Source organism: Thalassovita mediterranea (genome assembly GCF_001458435.1).
GTDB classification, from domain to species: Bacteria; Pseudomonadota; Alphaproteobacteria; order Rhodobacterales; family Rhodobacteraceae; genus Thalassobius; species Thalassobius mediterraneus.
Genome location: NZ_CYSF01000006.1, coordinates 649,695 through 667,242, shown reverse-complemented (window position 1 = coordinate 667,242; position 17,548 = coordinate 649,695). Strand labels below are relative to the sequence as shown.

The 17,548-nt window shown below is 57.7% G+C and carries 20 protein-coding genes and 1 tRNA gene; 12 read left to right on the top strand and 9 right to left on the bottom strand.

The genetic code is table 11. The features are described 5' to 3' along the window. Positions 1-7: 7 nt before the first annotated feature. The 9 genes from TM5383_RS07145 (at position 8) to TM5383_RS07105 (ending at position 6,652) form a co-directional block, all read left to right on the top strand. Positions 8-985, top strand: a complete 978-nt coding sequence (locus TM5383_RS07145) for an enoyl-CoA hydratase/isomerase family protein (RefSeq protein WP_058318316.1) — start codon at positions 8-10, stop codon at positions 983-985. 254 nt (positions 986-1,239) lie between these two features. Further along, positions 1,240-1,521 (top strand): integration host factor subunit beta, encoded by a 282-nt coding sequence (gene ihfB / locus TM5383_RS07140; protein WP_058318315.1) that lies wholly within the window; start codon positions 1,240-1,242, stop codon positions 1,519-1,521. Positions 1,522-1,528: 7 nt separating this feature from the next. Continuing rightward, positions 1,529-1,894, top strand: a complete 366-nt coding sequence (locus TM5383_RS07135) for a lipopolysaccharide assembly protein LapA domain-containing protein (protein ID WP_058318314.1) — start codon at positions 1,529-1,531, stop codon at positions 1,892-1,894. A gap of 7 nt (positions 1,895-1,901) precedes the next feature. Then, entirely contained in the window at positions 1,902-2,546 is a 645-nt protein-coding gene (locus TM5383_RS07130) for a phosphoribosylanthranilate isomerase (RefSeq protein WP_058318313.1), read from the top strand. A 179-nt stretch (positions 2,547-2,725) separates the two neighbouring features. Continuing rightward, a complete protein-coding gene (trpB, locus tag TM5383_RS07125; protein WP_058318312.1) occupies positions 2,726-3,979 on the top strand; it encodes a tryptophan synthase subunit beta in 1,254 nt (417 codons plus the stop codon). A gap of 126 nt (positions 3,980-4,105) precedes the next feature. After that, positions 4,106-4,834: a DUF4344 domain-containing metallopeptidase gene (locus tag TM5383_RS07120; RefSeq protein ID WP_058318311.1), complete on the top strand. Its 729-nt coding sequence runs from the start codon at positions 4,106-4,108 to the stop codon at positions 4,832-4,834. Positions 4,835-5,044: 210 nt separating this feature from the next. Next, positions 5,045-5,488: a hypothetical protein gene (locus tag TM5383_RS16860; protein WP_058318310.1), complete on the top strand. Its 444-nt coding sequence runs from the start codon at positions 5,045-5,047 to the stop codon at positions 5,486-5,488. Between the two features lie 132 nt (positions 5,489-5,620). Beyond that, on the top strand, positions 5,621-6,070 hold the full coding sequence (locus TM5383_RS16855) for a hypothetical protein (protein WP_058318309.1): 450 nt from the start codon (positions 5,621-5,623) through the stop codon (positions 6,068-6,070). A 45-nt stretch (positions 6,071-6,115) separates the two neighbouring features. Then, positions 6,116-6,652, top strand: coding sequence for a helix-turn-helix transcriptional regulator (locus TM5383_RS07105; RefSeq protein WP_058318308.1), 537 nt, complete (start codon positions 6,116-6,118; stop codon positions 6,650-6,652). On the opposite strand, the gene TM5383_RS07100 is transcribed toward TM5383_RS07105, so the two are convergent. The 3 genes from TM5383_RS07100 to pth all read right to left on the bottom strand — a co-directional run bounded on the left by TM5383_RS07100 (position 6,637) and on the right by pth (position 9,062). Continuing rightward, on the bottom strand, positions 6,637-7,011 hold the full coding sequence (locus TM5383_RS07100) for a DUF2237 family protein (protein ID WP_058318307.1): 375 nt from the start codon (positions 7,009-7,011) through the stop codon (positions 6,637-6,639). The two genes, TM5383_RS07105 and TM5383_RS07100, sit on opposite strands and share 16 nt — an antisense overlap. Before the next feature lie 60 nt (positions 7,012-7,071). Further along, positions 7,072-8,238, bottom strand: coding sequence for a serine hydrolase domain-containing protein (locus tag TM5383_RS07095; protein ID WP_058318306.1), 1,167 nt, complete (start codon positions 8,236-8,238; stop codon positions 7,072-7,074). 77 nt (positions 8,239-8,315) lie between these two features. Then, positions 8,316-9,062 (bottom strand): aminoacyl-tRNA hydrolase, encoded by a 747-nt coding sequence (gene pth / locus TM5383_RS07090; RefSeq protein ID WP_058318305.1) that lies wholly within the window; start codon positions 9,060-9,062, stop codon positions 8,316-8,318. Between the two features lie 205 nt (positions 9,063-9,267). Between pth and hmuQ the strand changes: the two genes are divergently transcribed. After that, positions 9,268-9,591 carry a heme-degrading protein HmuQ gene (gene hmuQ, locus TM5383_RS07085; protein ID WP_058318304.1) on the top strand — a complete coding sequence of 108 codons (324 nt, stop codon included), beginning with the start codon at positions 9,268-9,270 and terminating at the stop codon, positions 9,589-9,591. A 97-nt stretch (positions 9,592-9,688) separates the two neighbouring features. Here hmuQ and TM5383_RS07080 read toward each other — a convergent pair whose 3' ends face one another. The 6 genes from TM5383_RS07080 to TM5383_RS07055 all read right to left on the bottom strand — a co-directional run bounded on the left by TM5383_RS07080 (position 9,689) and on the right by TM5383_RS07055 (position 15,590). Continuing rightward, the gene (locus TM5383_RS07080; protein WP_058318303.1) at positions 9,689-10,309 is read right to left on the bottom strand and encodes a 50S ribosomal protein L25/general stress protein Ctc; all 621 of its coding nucleotides are present in this window, start codon (positions 10,307-10,309) and stop codon (positions 9,689-9,691) included. A gap of 128 nt (positions 10,310-10,437) precedes the next feature. Further along, complete coding sequence (locus tag TM5383_RS07075) at positions 10,438-12,117, bottom strand: sulfatase-like hydrolase/transferase (protein WP_058318302.1); 1,680 nt, start codon at positions 12,115-12,117, stop codon at positions 10,438-10,440. Positions 12,118-12,173: 56 nt separating this feature from the next. Beyond that, positions 12,174-12,803, bottom strand: coding sequence for a hypothetical protein (locus TM5383_RS07070; protein ID WP_058318301.1), 630 nt, complete (start codon positions 12,801-12,803; stop codon positions 12,174-12,176). Between the two features lie 109 nt (positions 12,804-12,912). Further along, positions 12,913-14,076, bottom strand: a complete 1,164-nt coding sequence (locus TM5383_RS07065) for an alpha-hydroxy acid oxidase (RefSeq protein ID WP_058318300.1) — start codon at positions 14,074-14,076, stop codon at positions 12,913-12,915. A gap of 210 nt (positions 14,077-14,286) precedes the next feature. After that, positions 14,287-15,078: a tryptophan synthase subunit alpha gene (gene trpA / locus TM5383_RS07060; protein WP_058318299.1), complete on the bottom strand. Its 792-nt coding sequence runs from the start codon at positions 15,076-15,078 to the stop codon at positions 14,287-14,289. An 89-nt stretch (positions 15,079-15,167) separates the two neighbouring features. Further along, positions 15,168-15,590 carry a VOC family protein gene (locus TM5383_RS07055; protein WP_058318298.1) on the bottom strand — a complete coding sequence of 141 codons (423 nt, stop codon included), beginning with the start codon at positions 15,588-15,590 and terminating at the stop codon, positions 15,168-15,170. 149 nt (positions 15,591-15,739) lie between these two features. On the opposite strand from TM5383_RS07055, the gene ychF reads away from it, so the two are divergent. After that, positions 15,740-16,837, top strand: a complete 1,098-nt coding sequence (gene ychF, locus TM5383_RS07050; protein WP_058318297.1) for a redox-regulated ATPase YchF — start codon at positions 15,740-15,742, stop codon at positions 16,835-16,837. A gap of 188 nt (positions 16,838-17,025) precedes the next feature. Further along, positions 17,026-17,115 (top strand) — tRNA-Ser (locus tag TM5383_RS07045). Positions 17,116-17,548: the final 433 nt, after the last annotated feature.

Genomic DNA, 17,548 nt, shown 5'->3' with positions numbered 1-17,548 from the left:
CAAGCGCGTGCAATCGGAAGGTCACATTTTCGCTGAAAGGCGCGGTCGGGCTGGTATCATCAGCCTGAACCGCCCTCAGGCGATGAATGCGATTGATCTGACGATGACACGCGCCATTGATCGGGCGCTGGATCAGTTTCAGGCTGACCCAGCGGTCGAATTCGTCCTGATGCAATCGGCCACAGATAGGGCATTCTGTGCCGGCTGTGATATGCGCCGGACCCGCCATTTGCTGCTGGCTGGTCAAATTGATGAAGCCGAACAGTTCTTCCAAGAAGAATATGCGCTCATCGACAAGATCGCGCGCTTTCCCAAACCCTATATTTCGCTGATCGACGGGCTGTGTATGGGCGGCGGTATGGGCCTGTCGATGCACGGCAAATACCGCATCGCCACTGAGCGGGCGGTTTTTGCGATGCCGGAAACGTCTATTGGGTTCATCCCTGATGTGGGTGGCAGCTATTTCCTGCCCCGTATGCCGCATTCATCTGGCATGTGGCTGGGGCTGACAGGCGCATCGGTGCGTGGGTTTGATGCGCATGGACTGCGTATCTCTACGCACATGATGGCGGCCGAAATGGCACCTCAGCTGCTGGATGAATTGTGCTTTGCCACGCAGTCGATCGAGCAGGTGCTATCGGCATTGTGCGCATCTCTCGGGTATCAGGCCAGCATATTGGCCTTGGCCGACACGACGCTGTGTTTTGAGCAGCCGACGTTGGACAGTATCGTAGACTGTCTTGGGCGCAGTCGGGTGAAACCGCCCCAAGATGCGTTGGCAGCATTGCGCAAAGCTTCGCCGCGTAGTCTGAAGGAAACGCTGACGTTGCTGCGCGAGGGTAGGTTCCTGACCCTTGCCGAATGCCTGCAACAAGAGTTTGACGCTATGCGCCGCGCGCTGCGCCATCCTGATCTGGTCGAAGGCGTGCGGGCGTTGCTGGTCGACAAAGACCACAAGCCCAAGTGGGCCGCGCCGGTTGGATAGAATTTGCTCCCTGCGTGATAGCGGGTTGATGCACGCGAATCAGGTGATCGCAGAATCCGTAATTTTACCGTGGAAGCCGCAGCAGCGCCTTGCGGCCGCTTTTTCGGTGAATTGAGGTGTCAGATGTTGATCAACCTACCGCGAAAACTTGCCATAGACCGTAAAGGTATGTTTTCGTCGAAGGAATTTCTTTCTATAGTCCAATGAATTGGGCTGCATTTAGCCAGAGCATTTTGCCGGGGGAGGACTTGCCGATGATCCGTTCGGAACTGATCCAGAAGATTGCAGACGAAAACCCACACCTGTTTCAGCGGGACGTGGAAAAGATCGTGAATACGATTTTTGACGAGATCACGGGCGCCATGTCGCGCGGAGATCGTGTGGAACTGCGCGGCTTTGGCGCATTCTCGGTCAAGAAACGGGATGCGAGAACGGGACGTAATCCGCGCACCGGCGAATCTGTTGAGGTAGAAGAAAAGCACGTGCCTTTCTTCAAGACGGGCAAACTGCTGCGTGACCGACTGAACGGAAAGTAAGAAACCGATGCGTTATATTCGCTATGCCTTCCTTGCGACGCTGGGCTTTGTTCTGGTGTCTGTTGCCTTTGCCAACCGTGGTTCGGTGAACCTGTCGCTGATGCCCGAAGCGTTCGAGCGTGCGATTGGTCTGAGCTATTCGATCGAGCTGCCTCTGTTTGTGGTGATCTTTGGCGCGATCATTTCTGGTTTGTTGATCGGGTTTGTTTGGGAATGGCTGCGTGAATATAAACACCGCGCCGAAGCGGCCCGTAAGACCCAAGAGGTTCAGGTGCTGAACCGTCAGCTGAAACGCGAAAAGCGCCGCAATGAGGCAGAGGCACCGTCGGCCCAGAAGGACGATGTGCTGGCCCTGCTCGACAAGGCGTCCTGAGGCGACGATGCCCCAAGACAGCAAGGTAAAGATCTGCGGGCTGCGCCAGCCTGAACATGTTGAGCTGGCCGGCCGTTTGGGCGCGGCCTATGTCGGCTTTGTCTTTTTCCCCAAATCCCCCCGCAATGTCAGCGTCGCAGAGGCGCGTGAACTGGCCTGGGCCGCCCCTGTCGGGCTGGCCAAGGTGGCGCTGGTGGTGAATGCCGACGATGCGACGCTGGATGCGATCAATGACTCTGTCGCCATCGACATGTGGCAAATGCACGGCAGTGAAAGCCCCGAGCGTGTGGCTGAAATCAAGGCCCGCTATGGCCTGCCGGTGATGAAGGCCGTGGGCATCGCGACCGCAGATGACGTGCCACAGATCGACGCCTATGCCGGTGTGGCCGACCAACTGCTGATCGACGCCAAGGCGCCCAAAGGTGCTGATTTGCCGGGGGGCAACGGGCTGTCCTTTGACTGGCAGTTGGTGAAGCGTAAGTATTGGGCGCTGCCGTGGATGCTGGCCGGTGGGCTGACCCCTGAAAACGTGGGTCGTGCGCAGAACCTTACGGGTGCCCGTCAAGTCGACGTCAGCTCGGGCGTGGAAAGCGCACCGGGCGTCAAGGATCCCGCGTTGATGGAGGCGTTTATCAACGCCGCGTTGGCCTGATCGGGCTACCGGAGAGCAAACGCAGCGCAGCGTTACCTGCGTGCGCTGCCTTTGATCCCTTGCCCTGATGCCGAACAGCGTTACCTTGCCGGATCATCACAGCCAAAACAGGCTGGTAAAATGCCCCCGTGCGCCCTATGCACATGGGAACAACGACCTTCTGAGCTGAGGAGCCACCGATGGCCAACGACCTTTTCAACAGCTTCATGAACGGCCCTGACGACAAGGGCCGGTTCGGGATTTTTGGCGGACGTTTCGTGTCTGAAACGCTGATGCCGCTGATCCTTTCGCTGGAAGAAGAGTATGAGCGCGCCAAAGAGGATCCCAGCTTCTGGGCTGAGATGGACGATCTGTGGAAACACTATGTTGGCCGTCCGTCGCCGCTGTACTTTGCCGAAGGCATGACTGAACGTCTGGGTGGCGCCAAGATCTACCTGAAACGGGATGAGCTGAACCACACCGGCGCGCACAAGATCAACAACGTGCTGGGTCAGATCCTGCTGGCCCGCCGCATGGGCAAGACCCGCATCATCGCGGAAACCGGCGCTGGTCAGCACGGTGTGGCCACCGCCACCGTCTGTGCCAAGTTTGGCCTGAAGTGTGTGGTCTACATGGGCGCGCATGACGTGGCGCGTCAGAAACCCAACGTGTTCCGCATGAAGCTGCTGGGTGCCGAAGTTGTGGCCGTGGACTCTGGCCGTGGTACGCTGAAAGACGCGATGAACGACGCGCTGCGTGACTGGGTGACCAACGTAGAGGACACCTTCTACTGCATCGGCACCGCCGCAGGTCCGCACCCCTATCCGGCGATGGTCCGCGATTTCCAGTCGATCATCGGCAAAGAGGTCCGCACCCAGCTGCAGGAACAAGAGGGTGAGGGCCGTCTGCCCGACACCGTGATCGCGGCAATCGGCGGCGGGTCGAACGCCATCGGTCTGTTCCACCCCTTCCTTGACGACGAAAGCGTCAACATCATCGGTGTTGAGGCCGGCGGTAAGGGCGTGAATGACGACATGGAACACTGTGCTTCGCTCACCGGTGGGCGTCCGGGCGTGCTGCATGGCAACCGTACCTTCCTGTTGCAGGATGAGGATGGTCAGATCCTTGATGGCTACTCGATCTCGGCTGGTCTGGACTATCCGGGCATTGGGCCGGAGCACAGCTGGCTGCATGACATCGGCCGTGCGCAGTATGTGTCGATCACCGACAAGGAGGCGCTGGAGGCGTTCCAGTTCTCTTGTGAAAGCGAAGGCATCATTCCCGCGCTGGAACCCTGCCACGCGCTGGCCCATGTGATGAAAATCGCGGGCGATCTGCCCAAGGACCATATCATCGTGATGAACATGTGTGGCCGCGGCGACAAGGATATCTTTACCGTGGCGCGCCATCTTGGCGTGGACCTCTCCGGTCTGGAAGGTCGCGACGCGGACTGATCGGTTAAACGATCGTTATATGACCAACGGCCCGGGGGAGACCTCGGGCCGTTTTTGTGTGTCACCCGCTTGCGTCCCGCGCCCGGCGCTTGGCATAGTCCGGCTACGTTCTGAAGGAGTAACATCATGAACCGTTTCATTCCCGCCGCGCTGGCCGCTTTGATGCCATTTGCCGCCGCCGCCGACGAGGCCGAGAGCAGTTTTGTTGAGGCCAATATCATTGGCATCTTTTATCACGAACTGGCCCACGCGCTGATCGATCTGGAACAGGTTCCGATCTTTGGTCAGGAAGAGGATGCGGCGGATGTGTTTTCCATCCTGATGATCCACACCCTGTTTGAGGAAGAGGCGGCGCAGGCGTTGGCCTATGATGCGGCGTGGGGCTTCATCGGTGAGGCAGAGATGCGCGACGGCGGGGTGGAGGATATCGCCTGGTGGGACACTCACGGCCCAGATGAGCAGCGGTTTTATAACACAGTCTGCCTGTTCTATGGCGCCAACCCTGAAGAGCGTGAAGATTTCGCCAAGGAGTTTGATCTGCCAGAAGAGCGCGCCGAATACTGCCCGTTTGAGTTTGAGCAAGCCAATGCCAGCTGGGGTGCCGTGCTGGAAGAGATGGCAGGTCGTGGCACAGGCAACACGATCCAGTTCCAAGGCGATAGCGACAGTCTGACTGCGCAGATCATTGCCGAAGAGGTTAAGGCGCTGAATGCAGAGTTGTCTCTGTCTGACACGCTGGTCGTGCGCGAAGAGAGCTGCGGAGAGGCAAACGCTTTTTATGATCCGCAAGCGCGTGAAGTGGTCTTCTGCTCTGAATTTGAGGATCACCTGCGTAAGATGGAAAAGCAGCTCTAGTCCTGGGGGCTCTCTCTAGGTCGAAAAACCGACATAAACCACGGTTTATCCCCCTAAACCCGCGTTCTGAGAGCGCGGGTTTAATCTATTGGTCAATATACCCTGACGTGGACGGAGGCTTTGTTGCTGGCATGGCAGGTGGTGCATAGGCCGCCTGCTGACAATGACACGCGCCGGCAGCTGGCCGGACAGCAAAATGCAGGAGCAGACATGAAACGTATTTTGATCACCACCACGACCATTGCCTTTGGGTTCGCAGCACAGGTTCACGCCCAGACAACCGCGCCTGTTGATGATTTTGTAGCGGCGGTCGTCGATCATTTTACCCGCGAAGGCTACGACGCGATTGAGGTCAGCGCAGATGGTGTTGAGGTGACCGTAGAGGCCTTGCGCGATGGCTATGTCATCGAGACGGTCTATGACGCGAGCAGCGGCGAAGTGTTGTTCCATGAGGTGGAAGAGCATGACGATGATGATGACGAGGAAGAAGAGGGCCACATCGACGACGGCGAAGAGGATGAGGGGGATGACGACGACGATGGTGACGATGACGAGGATGAAGATGAAGATGAAGATGAAGATGACGAGGATGAAGATGACGACGATGACGGCGATGGGGATGACGAAGATGACGACGCCCAAGATGACGTCTAATCACCACCACGCTTTGGCGTCTTGATCCTGACGCTGGGCTGCCCTGATTGGGGTAGCCCCTTGCAACGCCGTTCTGTCCCAGCGAGTGTGGACTGTAAAAGCCCCTGATCACCCGACAAAGAGGAGTGACACATGATCCGTAGAACCCTTGTCATCGCAGTGTTTGCCGCCTTTGCGTCGCAGGCCAATGCAAATCCGATCGTCGACCGTGTGACGCAACAATTGGCCGATCAGGGTTATAGTCGTTTCGAGGTATCGCGCACTTTCCTCGGGCGCATCCGCATCGAAGCCTACGCCAATGGTTCCGAGAGAGAGGTTATCGTGAACCCGCGCACAGGCCAGATCCTGCGCGACCATTGGGAAGATGAAGATGACGACGACCTTGATCGGTATGCAATCCAATCAGGGCGGGATGATGAAGACGTCGCCGACGATGACGAAGATCACAATACTTCGGATGACGACGACCATCACGATGACCATCACGATGACCATGACGACGATGATGATGATGACGGCGATGACAACGACAACGACGACGATGGCTCAGATGATGAGGATGACGACGAAGATGATTCTTGAGTTACCTAAGGCTGTCAGTCCTAGCCCCATGACCGGAGGTGTGTTGTGACCAAATCCGTTCCGTTGATCATTCTGATCCTGCTGCAGGCCATCTGCGCTGTGTTTTTTGTATCGGATATCCTGGCCACCGTGATTGGCCTGCGCGCCTCTCCGATCAGTTGGCAAACCCGCGAGTTTCTGGAGGTGGGGGCAGCCGTTGGCCTGGTCCTTGGTGTGGTGCTGGGGTGGATTGCGTTTCGTCGTTCCATGCAGCGCACCGAACAGGCAGAGGCAAGCCTGCGCGTGGTGCAAGGCGCATTTCATGACCATCTGGAGGAGAGGTTTCGTCAGTGGTCGCTGACACCGGCAGAACGCGAGGTGGCACTGTTTTCACTCAAGGGCTGCGGTATCGAAGAGATCGCCAGTCTGCGTAATACCTCACCCGGGACGGTCAAGGCGCAAAGCAATGCGATCTATCGCAAGGCACAGGTCAGCAATCGGGCGCAGCTATTGAGCCTGTTTATCGAGGATCTATTGGACGGTTCGTTAGACCCTGGGGAGGGTGCGCAGGCCGACAGGGAACCGGTTCAATCGATTGCGTAACGCTGCAGGATTTCCAAAGGAACAATTTCCAGCGCCTTTTGGTGGGTCGAAGATAGGCGAATTTTAGGTGCGCAGTCTTCGATATGCGCCTGCATAAAACGGCCCGCGCACAGGCACCACTGATCGCCGGGTTTCAATCCGGGAAAGTTATAGTCAGGCACTGGTGTACTAAGATCATTGCCTAGATATTTGGAGAACGCCAAAAACTCTGCGGTCATGACAGCGCAGACCGTGTGCGAACCATGATCTTCGGCGCAGGTGTTGCAGTGGCCATCACGAAAGAAACCTGTCACAGGGTCAGCCGAACAAGGCGCAAGGGTTTCACCCAGAACGTTGATGGCGGGCAGGGGGTGGACCATGGCGTATTCTCCTTCGTGTGTGCGCCTGACATCACTTAGCCCACCCGCGTATTCAGGCGATCAGTTCTGTGCGGCTGCGGCGATGTTGCGCAACATATCGACCATTTCACGGCTGACGCCCTTCTGTCGAAACAGGCGGTCCGCCGAGGTGACAACAATCACCACATCAAGCGGCGTGTTGATGTAGATATATTGACCATAAACGCCGCGCGCAAAAAACTCACCTTCGCGTGGGTCATGGGCGCCCCACCAATGCAGACCATAGGCGTGTTTGCCCGCCGCAGTAGGTGCCGTGAAGGTGCCGGATCGTTTGACCCACCCCTCAGGCAGGATGCGTTTGCCCTGCCACATACCGTCCTGCAGCACCATCTGGCCAAACCGGCCATAGTCCCGCAGTCGGATGTTCAGCCCCCCAAGGACAAAGCTGACGCCAGCACCATCGGTGATCATCAGCGCATCCTCTTCCATGCCCAAGGGGGCAATCAGTTTCTCCTGCATCAGATCGGGAATGCTGCGGCCCGTGGCGCCGCGAATGGCCATGCCGATCACATGGGTGTCGATGGACACATAATGCCAGCTGGCACCGGGGGTGTCGCGGATTTGGTCCTGACCAGCGGCAAAGGCATCCATAGATCCCCCTAGCGCCAGAACGCGGCCCATTTTATTGATGTCGGAATGGAAATCCAGATAGTCCTCGTTAAAGGAGATGCCGCTGGACATGTGCAGCGCGTCAATCACCCGCGTGTTTTCATAGGCCGATCCTTTCAGCGCGGGCACGTGTTTGATCAGCGGATCCTCCAGCGCCAGCGCGCCTTCGTCGACCAGAATGCCTAACAGAGCGGAGATGTAGGATTTCGCCATCGACCAACTGATGCGACGATCCTCAGGCGTGGTGTCTAGGTAATAGGCCTCATGGCGGATCTCACTACCTTTCAGTACCAACAGACCTGTAAGCGCGCGTCGTTCGATCCAGTCGTCTGTGCTGGTGGGCAGTGTCATTGCCGTGCCTTGGGGCAGGGGGCTGACAGGGCCGTCGCCGCGTGACACGGGCGTGGTCCAGAACAGTTGATCCATGTTGGAAAAATTGTGGACAATCTTGTCGGGCGCAAACAGGCTGTTCACCGCTAATAGTCGGCTGACTTCTTCCCGTTTCCAAATTCCGACAAGCGCCACGGCCAGACACAACATCAGCGCCAGCCGCGCGACCCATTTGAACACTGCACGCATGATCTATCCTCCCAGCGTCAGATGATCATGGCACAGGGACGCAGGGCAAGGGGCAGGGCAGATGCCGTAGGGGCAGGCTACTTGAACTTGTCCAAGAGCCGTTCCATGGCGGAACGGGTGTCGGGTTGGTCTGTGGTGGGCTTGGTGGCAGCTTTGGCTGTAGATTTGTCCGACTTGGGCGCATCCGGTTTGGCCTGCGCGCCCTGCGATTTGCCCGCCTTGGTCTGGGCACCTTTTTGCCCGCCAGAGCTGCGCGGTGGGTTCACCCGCAGGGCAACGGCGTTTTGAAACTTGCCATTATCCCCCTCGGCCAGATGCGCCGCGCCATCGGAAATGCCGCGCATCAGATCGTCCAGCCAGTTCTGTTCCGCCTTGGCAAAATCGGCCAGTACATAGCCTGCCACGCGGTCTTTGTGCCCCGGATGGCCAATGCCCAGACGCACGCGGGTGTAATCAGGGCTGATATGTTGGTGGATAGACCGCAGCCCGTTGTGGCCTGCATGACCGCCGCCCTGTTTCACCCGACATTTGCCCGGCGCCAGATCCAGTTCGTCGTGAAAGACCACCACATCCTCATGGGTCAGCTTGTAAAACCGCATCGCCTCACCAACCGACTGACCCGACAGGTTCATGAAGGTTTCCGGTTTCAGCAAGATGACCTTTTCACGGCCCAAACGGCCTTCGCACACCTGTCCCTGAAACTTGCCACGCCATGGGGCGAAGTTGTGATCGCGGGCGATTTCGTCCAGCGCCATGAAGCCGATGTTGTGGCGGTTCCCGGCGTATTTTGCCCCCGGGTTGCCGAGGCCGACGAAGAGCAGCATGGGGTCATTCCTTTGTTGGTCTGATCAGGCGGCCGGATCATTCGGGCCTTTGAGGGCGTTTTACGCCAAAGAACAGCGGCACAAAAGCCCCGGCAGCAACCTGTGCCCCGTTGACCTTTGCATTGCTTCGGCGCAAATCTCGGACAGCCAGCCGAACGGGCGCGTTCATGCCAGCTTGCTCTCCATATCAAGCAAAGGAAAAGGCATGTCCTATATCGCGATGAACCGGTTCAAGGTGGTTCTTGGCAAAGAAGAAGAGTTTGAGGAGGTCTGGCGCCAGCGCGAGGGCCGTTTGAACGAAATGAAGGGCTATCAGGAGTTTCGCATGCTGAAAGGCCCCGCAACGGATGACTATCGCCTCTACTCGTCGCATACGACATGGGCGAGCGAAGAAGATTTCATCGCCTGGACCAAATCCCAGCAGTTCCGTGATGCCCATAAAAACGCAGGCAACAGCGGCACCAAAGGCCTGATGGCGGGCCCGCCGCAATTCGAAGGGTTCCAGACCGTACTGCACGAAAGTGTCTGATGCTTAGAGGTTCGCATTCAGTGGTTTAGAAAAGAAAAACGCGGGACAGAGATCTGTCCCGCGTTTCTTTTTGTAACGACCAAAAGTCGGGTGAAGATTACTCTTCGCCGCCTTCTGCTTCGCCTTCTTCGTTCTCTTCCGAACGCAGACCCGACGGAGCCGAGATGTTCGCAATCACGAAGTCACGGTCGATGGTCGGCTTGGCGCCTTCGGGCAGGGTCACGTCGGAGATGTGCAGAACGTCACCAACGTTGGCGTTTGCCAGATCAACGGTGATCGACTCAGGGATATCACCGGCCAGAACTTCCAGCTCAACTTCGGGACGAACAACAGTCAGAACGCCGCCTTTTTTGATGCCGGGGCAGTCGTCTTGGTTTTCGAAGTTCACGTTGATGAACAGGTTGATGCGGGTGGTGCGACGCAGACGCATCAGGTCGATGTGGGTCGGCAGGTCTTTGACAACGTCACGCTGAACGTCGCGGCAGATCACGCGAACGTCTTCTTGACCTTCAACTTTCAGGTTGAACAGGGTCGACTTGAAGCGGCCAGCTTTCAGGCGCTTCAGCAGGTCGTTGAAGGGAACGTTGATTGCCAGCGGCTCTGCTTCGCCACCGAATACAACACCGGGTACTTTGCCTTCGCGGCGTGCTTGACGAGCGGCGCCCTTGCCTGTCCCCGTGCGGACCTCTGCGTGAAGGTCAGGAATAGTTCCAGCCATTTGGAATTCTCCATAAATAAGTTAGAATCGCGGACATCCTCCAAGGCTGTATGCCCGCATGAAGCCGCGCGTATAGACCAGCTAGGGGAATTTTGAAAGGGCTTATTTTATTAACCCGTCCGACGATTTCACTGTTGCGCCCTGCGGGGCGCCTGATGCCAGAAGTGATGCGATAGTTCCACATCCAGACGTAGCCGATCATCGATGGCATCCATGCCCAAACGCTGGGTGAGTGTAGGCTGGTTTTGCAGCAGTGATGTACCAATGCCCGCCTGTTGGGGCACATCCGGTGCCAGCCAGCCCAGCCAGTTCAAGAGCGTCGGATAAATATCCGGCATCGCGGCTGGCGTGTCGATCACCTGCGGGGCCTCTGGGCCGTTCAGCAGGATAACGCGGTTGCGGCGCTCAAACTGGTTTAGGATTGGGGTAAGGTTGTTTTGATGTGCCAGATGGTCACTGGTCACGATGATGCGGGTGTCGCGATCAGCGGTCAACGTTTGCAGGTCGGCGATGAACTCTTCGGTCAGCGCGGTGGTGCATTTGATTGCGTGAGTCAGATCGTCGTCGATGGCCGGTAATCCCTGATGCTGGCATTGCGGCGAGGTGTAGCCTTTGGGGCCGTGGGTATCCATTGTCGATAGGATCAGCGCATAGGGCTGGTCGCTTTGCAGGCGTTCTTTTACATGGGCTAGTGCAATGGCAAATCCTTCGGCATCGCGTAGGCCCCAACTGTCGACAACGCCGGAGTTTCTGGCGGCAATTGCGCCGGGTGTCGTTGCATTGTTCAGATCGATGATCTGGTTCAGTTGGTGGCTGCCATAGAAATTGTCGAACCCGTAGTGGCCACGATCACTGCCGATGATTTCTGTGGTAGAGGCATAGGTCGAATGATAGCCGCGCGCGTGCAAGACATCGGTAAGGCAGGTCAGATTGGGGGCGATGGACTTGATATCGGCGGTGCGCCCCAGCGGGCGCGATCCCAGTGGCATCAGCGGCATGCCGCATTGCGTGGCGGTCATGCCGGCCAAACTCCATCCGGTGCCGCGGATCTGCCCGACGTTCGTGAACGCGACGCCCTGTTCTGACAGGCGTTCGATCGGATCGTAAATGTCGCCGAATGCGGCGTCGATACCATAGGTCCCTTCCAACCCTTCCAGATAGAGAATGATCAGATCGGGGTTCTCGCCCTGTGTGGGGGCGATCAACGTCGGTTCCTGAAATTCGGGCATCAGGCTTTCCAGCCTGCTGTATTTTGCCTGGACCTCGTTAAAGACAATTTCGTGCAGCACGGGATTGCCCAATACCATCACCGCAACGCTTAGCGACCACCAGAAGGGGACATGGCGGATCCATCTGCGTAGCCTGTAGAGGGTGATCAGGATAGATGCCCAGTAAATCGCAACGGTCACGATATAGGGGGTGAAACCCGCCAGCGGCGTCCCGTCAATCCCGAACACCAGATGAAATACAAAAGCTGCGCTGTCGAGTTGACCAAAGATCAGCAGCACAACAGTTAATGGGAACAAGGCGGCGATCGGTGGCAGTAGCCCTGCCAGTTTCAGCAGAAACCTTCTGCGTTCGGTCGGGGTTTCAAGGATCGGATTTGGAACCAAGAGCGACGCCGCCTGAATGGGCAGCAACCACAGGGCAAAGGTGATGTCGCTGACGTGGCCGTTCACAAAGGCGCGGACAACCAGAAAAAGGGCCAGGAAGCCGGGCAGTAGGATCGCCAGAAAGCGCAGGGTCTCGATCAGGGTGCTTTTGATGCGCGCTATCTGCGTAAGGGGAATGAAATTGGACGTCGTCAAAGGTATTACTCGGAAAATTCAGCGCTTGCGCCGGAGGTGAAAAATTGGCTTCGGCGTCAATCTATCTGCGGGGTTTCCAGATGCCCGCCGGCCTCCATCACCCGATCATAAAGGGCAAATTCGTCTGCCCGGGCAGCGCGCAGGTCGGCCTCCATCGCGGAACTCAACGGTGCGTCGCGGTGGGGGGAGACGTTTTTTTTCTGCGTTTCAAAGGGTTTGCCGATCCGGTTCTGCAAGAAGCGGATGAGCTGCACGGGCCGTTCATAGGCAAAGAGGTGGTCCGTGCGCAATTCGCCCGCGTCATTGGTGAGAAAGGTGAACTGACTGCCCACCTTGGCGCAAGGTGCTGGATTGCGGGAAATCACTTCAGCGACGAAATCATCAAAACTCATGCCCTCTGGCACGGCGTTGGCGCCACGTACCTTGTCGCGGCTACGGTATTTGTACCAGCTGCGGATCTGTTCGACGGGGTGGCGCATCACAGCGACCCGTTCAGGGGTCAGGCCATAGGCCCCTTTCAGGAAAGGGGCGAAGTGCTGATCGTATTTGCGCAGGGGCATATGTTTCAGCGCCTGTTTGCCGACTAGCGCAATGTCTGCTTTGCTTTTCAGCGCCAGATGATAGGCGGTGGAACCGGTTTTCGGCACCGCAAACAGCGCGATATTCGCGTCAACAAAAACCAACATGCCCAGCCTCTTAGTGTGTTTTGTCTTATGCGGGCACCCTGCACCAAAAAGGCCCGGGGTGTCAAAACCCCGGGCCTTCCCGTTCTTAGGCCGTGAGTGGTGGTGCCGGCTATTGCCAGCGGCCTTCGAAATCTTCGGGGATCAGCAGGATATCGCGGTCCAGCTCATCCACACGACGACGCCCGCACAGCGCCATCGAGGTGTCCAGTTCTTTGTGGATGACTTCCAGCGCTTTGGTCACGCCTGCCTCACCCATCGCGCCCAGACCGTAGACAAAGGCGCGGCCGATGTAGGTGCCCTTGGCGCCCATTGCCAGTGCCTTCAGCACGTCCTGACCGGAGCGGATGCCGCTGTCCAGATGCACCTCCACCTGATCGCCAACAGCGTCCAGAATGGACGGTAGCGCCTTGATTGAGCTCATCGCGCCATCCAGCTGACGACCGCCGTGGTTGGACACAACGATTGCATCGGCGCCAACGGACATGGCCATTTTCGCGTCTTCGGCATCCAGAATACCCTTGAGGATCACAGGGCCGCCCCATTCTTCCTTGATCTTGGCAATCTTGCCCCAGTCCAGCGTCGGGTCGAACTGTTCCGCAGTCCATGCGCCAAGGTTCGCGGCGTCAGATACGCCCTCAACATGGCCAACGATGTTGCCGAAGTTGCGACGCTTCGCGCCCAGCATCTGCAGGCCCCATGTCCATTTGGTCATCAGGTTGGCGATTGTCGACGGGGTCAGTTTCGGCGGGGCGGACAGGCCGTTTTTCAGATCCTTATGGCGCTGGCCAAGGATCTGCAGGTCCAGCGTGATCACTAGTGCCGAACAATTCGCCGCTTTGGCGCGCTGAATCAGGCGGCTAACGAAATCCTGATCCTTCATGGTGTAGAGCTGGAACCAGAAAGGTTTGGTTGTTGCCTCTGCCACGTCTTCGATCGAGTTGATGGACATGGTGGACAGGGTGAAGGGCACGCCGAATTTTTCTGCGGCGCGGGCGGCCTTAATTTCACCATCCGCATGCTGCATGCCGGTCAGGCCCACTGGTGCCAGCGCAACGGGCATCGACACATCCTGGCCGATCATCTGTGTCGCGGTGGAACGGCCCGACATGTCCACGGCAACGCGCTGACGCAGATACAATTGATCAAAGTCAGAGCAGTTTTCGCGGAAGGTCTGTTCTGTCCAGCTGCCGCTTTCGGCGTAGTCGTAGAACATCCGCGGGGCGCGGCGTTTGTAGATCCGTTTCAGGTCTTCGATATTTGTAATAACAGGCATGATGAGTCGAAACCTTGAGTTTTGGTTAGGTTTCTTTACCGACTGAGCGACCTTGCGGCAATCCCTTTCCCTGAAAATGTGACCAATTCAATGGAAATTGCGTGTTTTTGAGGGTGAATTGGTTCGGTTTGTTTGTGTGATCAGTGCGCGCGACAAAGAAAAACGCGCCACGAGGGCGCGTTTTCTAGCATTCATAGATAGGGTAGGGGCTTAGGCGCGGTGCGCACCATCGGCCAGAGAGGCGACAAAGGCGCTGACTTCTTCGACCGATTTGCCCTCACCGATTTCCTTCACGATGGCGGAGCCGACAACGCAGCCATCTGCTACGGAGGCGATGTTTTCCGCCGCCTCGGGCGTGTTGATGCCAAAGCCCACGATGACGGGCAGATCAGTCGCGGCCTTGATGCGCGCGACCTCTGGGCCAACGTTGCCAGCCTGCGCCTCTGCCGAACCGGTGATGCCGGTGACGGAGACGTAGTACACAAAGCCGCTGGTGTTCTGCAGCACGGTGGGCAGGCGTTTTTCATCGGTGGTCGGCGTGGCCAGACGAATGAAGTTCAATCCAGCTTTCTGGGCGGGAATGCACAGTTCGTCATCCTCTTCGGGCGGTAGGTCCACCACGATCAAGCCGTCAATGCCCGCCTCTTTGGCGTCGGCCAGAAATTTGTCTACGCCACGGCTGTAGATCGGGTTGTAGTAGCCCATCAACACGATCGGGGTAGTGTCATCCTCTTTGCGGAACTCTGCCGCCAGATCCAGCGTGGACTGCAGGGTCTGGCCTGCGTCCAGCGCGCGTTGACCGGCCAGCTGGATGGTCGGGCCATCAGCCATCGGATCGGTGAAGGGCAGGCCCAGCTCGATGATGTCCACACCCGCTTTGGGCAGGGCTTTCACGATTTCCAAAGAGGTGGCGTAGTCGGGGTCGCCCGCCATGACATAAGAGACAAAGGCCTTTTTGCCTTCGGCTTTCAGGGCGGCGAACTTGGCGTCGATGCGGGTCATGCGGCTGTCCTTCAAAATCACTCCCCTGCATGTGCCTGCTTTGGGACGGAAAATCAATGCCGCTTGGGCGTGCCTTGGTGTTGCGTTTATTATGCGTCAGGCTCTTCGGGTGGGACGCCGATCATCCAATGGGTGCCGAACCGGTCCTTCACCATGCCAAACGCCTTGGAATAGAACACTGGGCCATAGGGCATTGTCACCGCACCACCTTCGCACAGACGGTCAAATAGGTGCTGTCCCTCTTCGACGGTTTCAACGGGAAAGTTGATCGCAACAGCCTGCTGCGGCCCGGCCTTGGTGCCCGGCATGACATCGGACGCCATTAGGCATGCATCGCCCAGCATGATATGGCCGTACATGATGTGGTCTGATTTCGGCAGCCCCTCTGGCTCGGGCGCTTCGTGATAGGGCATCAGGGTCAGATCTGTGGCGCCAAACACCTCAGCATAATAGCGCAGGGCCGCTTCGGCTTGGCCGTCGAAATATAAGTAGGGGGTAAAGGTCACAGTCATTCCTCCGGTTGGGCCTCAGGGGCGGGTGTGCCGCGGTAATCCGCGCTCATCACCGTCAGGCGATGGGGGTTAGGGTAACACGCATCTTGCCACGGCGTCAGCAACTGCCTAGAAGCCCCGTAAAACATGGATTTCAGAAAGGGCCGGCTATGGGCTTCAAGATGGGTATCGTGGGTCTGCCGAACGTGGGCAAATCGACCCTGTTCAACGCGCTGACGAAAACCGCTGCGGCGCAGGCGGCAAACTTCCCCTTCTGCACCATCGAACCCAACGTGGGTGAGGTGAACGTGCCGGATCAGCGTCTGGACACGCTGGCAGGGATCGCCAAATCGGCCAGCATCATTCCGGCGCGGATGACCTTTGTGGACATCGCCGGTCTGGTGAAGGGCGCGTCAAAGGGCGAAGGTCTGGGCAACCAGTTCCTTGCCAACATCCGCGAGGTGGACGCCATCGCCCATGTGCTGCGCTGTTTTGAGGACGGTGATGTGACCCACGTTGAGGGCCGCGTTGATCCGGTGATGGACGCCGAAACGATTGAAACCGAGCTGATGCTGGCCGATCTGGAATCGATCGAAAAGCGTCGCGCCAATCTGGTGCGCAAACTGAAGGGCAATGACAAAGAAGCCCAGCAGCAGGATCGCCTGCTGGCCGCCGCACAGGCGATGCTGGAAGATGGCAAGCCTGCCCGTTTGGTCGAAGTTGACGACGAAGACCAGAAGGCGTGGAAGCTGTTGCAGCTGCTGACGACCAAGCCGGTTCTGTATGTCTGCAACGTGGCTGAGGACGAGTCGGCTGAGGGTAACGCTCATTCCGCCCGCGTCGCTGAAATGGCCGCCGAGCAAGGCAACAGCCACGTCATCATCTCCGCCCGCATCGAGGAAGAGATCAGCCAGCTCGACGGCGAAGAGGCAGAGATGTTCCTGGGCGAAATGGGTCTGGAAGAGCCGGGTCTGGACCGTCTGATCCGTGCCGGATACGGCCTGTTGCATCTGGAAACCTATTTCACCGTCGGCCCCAAAGAGGCGCGTGCATGGACCATCAAGGTCGGCACCATGGCCCCGCAGGCCGCTGGCGTTATCCACGGTGACTTTGAGCGCGGCTTCATCCGGGCCGAAACCATCGCCTTTGACGACTATGTTGCCAATAACGGTGAACAGGGTGCCAAAGAAGCGGGCAAGATGCGCGCTGAAGGCAAAGGGTACGAGGTGCAGGACGGCGACGTGATGCACTTCCTGTTCAACACCTGATTTGGGCGAAACCCACCGTCGTATCGTCAAGAGGGCCGCATCATCGCGGCCCTTTTCTGTTGCGAGATCCCATCGTTGCGTCGTCTGATAGGTTCTGCGATGTCAGGGATGCGCCGCAGAGGTGCTTTGTGCAGATTGATGCGTTTTTCCTCTTGTCCCTGCCGCCAAGCCTAGATAAACGGGTCAGCGGAGACGTGGCCGAGTGGTCGAAGGCGCTCCCCTGCTAAGGGAGTAGGCCCGGAAGGGTCTCGAGGGTTCGAATCCCTTCGTCTCCGCCATTTTCTTTTGACGTAAAAAATATCTTTACTATCAAAGATGTAGGCAATGAGTGTTTTTGCCAACCACCCACGGAAACCACCCACGCGCCGCTAGCAATACCCGTTAGCAGGGGAGCGCCTTCGACCACTCGGCCACGTCGAACAGGTTTGTAGGTGAATCACTTAATGATCCGACTAGACAGCATCACGCACAACCATCTTGGGCTACACTGTGAGATGTGTGGGCATAACTCACTGTTGGCGGTTAAAATGTTGATCGAGAGGCTTGGACATGAGATCAATGTTCATAATGCAGTCAAAACGCTGAAGTGCTCAAGCTGTGGCGCGAAAGGCAAAGCGTCTTTCGTCATCACTTATGTGGTGAATGCCAAGCGGTAACACCACGCACCGGCAAGGGCTAGAGGGGTTTCGGTTTGGCGAATTGCGAAGAGTG

What these genes read in the sequence shown, in the direction of transcription:
- ychF (WP_058318297.1), top strand. Translation starts at nt 15,740, where the DNA reads ATGGGCTTCAAGATGGGTATCGTGGGTCTGCCGAACGTGGGCAAATCG.
- TM5383_RS07120 (WP_058318311.1), top strand. Translation starts at nt 4,106, where the DNA reads ATGAACCGTTTCATTCCCGCCGCGCTGGCCGCTTTGATGCCATTTGCC.
- TM5383_RS07130 (WP_058318313.1), top strand. Translation starts at nt 1,902, where the DNA reads ATGCCCCAAGACAGCAAGGTAAAGATCTGCGGGCTGCGCCAGCCTGAA.
- TM5383_RS07065 (WP_058318300.1), bottom strand. Translation starts at nt 14,076, where the DNA reads ATGCCTGTTATTACAAATATCGAAGACCTGAAACGGATCTACAAACGC.
- TM5383_RS07070 (WP_058318301.1), bottom strand. Translation starts at nt 12,803, where the DNA reads ATGTTGGTTTTTGTTGACGCGAATATCGCGCTGTTTGCGGTGCCGAAA.
- TM5383_RS16860 (WP_058318310.1), top strand. Translation starts at nt 5,045, where the DNA reads ATGAAACGTATTTTGATCACCACCACGACCATTGCCTTTGGGTTCGCA.
- pth (WP_058318305.1), bottom strand. Translation starts at nt 9,062, where the DNA reads ATGCTGCTCTTCGTCGGCCTCGGCAACCCGGGGGCAAAATACGCCGGG.
- TM5383_RS07100 (WP_058318307.1), bottom strand. Translation starts at nt 7,011, where the DNA reads ATGGTCCACCCCCTGCCCGCCATCAACGTTCTGGGTGAAACCCTTGCG.
- hmuQ (WP_058318304.1), top strand. Translation starts at nt 9,268, where the DNA reads ATGTCCTATATCGCGATGAACCGGTTCAAGGTGGTTCTTGGCAAAGAA.
- TM5383_RS07080 (WP_058318303.1), bottom strand. Translation starts at nt 10,309, where the DNA reads ATGGCTGGAACTATTCCTGACCTTCACGCAGAGGTCCGCACGGGGACA.
- ihfB (WP_058318315.1), top strand. Translation starts at nt 1,240, where the DNA reads ATGATCCGTTCGGAACTGATCCAGAAGATTGCAGACGAAAACCCACAC.
- TM5383_RS07055 (WP_058318298.1), bottom strand. Translation starts at nt 15,590, where the DNA reads ATGACTGTGACCTTTACCCCCTACTTATATTTCGACGGCCAAGCCGAA.
- TM5383_RS16855 (WP_058318309.1), top strand. Translation starts at nt 5,621, where the DNA reads ATGATCCGTAGAACCCTTGTCATCGCAGTGTTTGCCGCCTTTGCGTCG.
- TM5383_RS07095 (WP_058318306.1), bottom strand. Translation starts at nt 8,238, where the DNA reads ATGCGTGCAGTGTTCAAATGGGTCGCGCGGCTGGCGCTGATGTTGTGT.
- trpB (WP_058318312.1), top strand. Translation starts at nt 2,726, where the DNA reads ATGGCCAACGACCTTTTCAACAGCTTCATGAACGGCCCTGACGACAAG.
- trpA (WP_058318299.1), bottom strand. Translation starts at nt 15,078, where the DNA reads ATGACCCGCATCGACGCCAAGTTCGCCGCCCTGAAAGCCGAAGGCAAA.
- TM5383_RS07135 (WP_058318314.1), top strand. Translation starts at nt 1,529, where the DNA reads ATGCGTTATATTCGCTATGCCTTCCTTGCGACGCTGGGCTTTGTTCTG.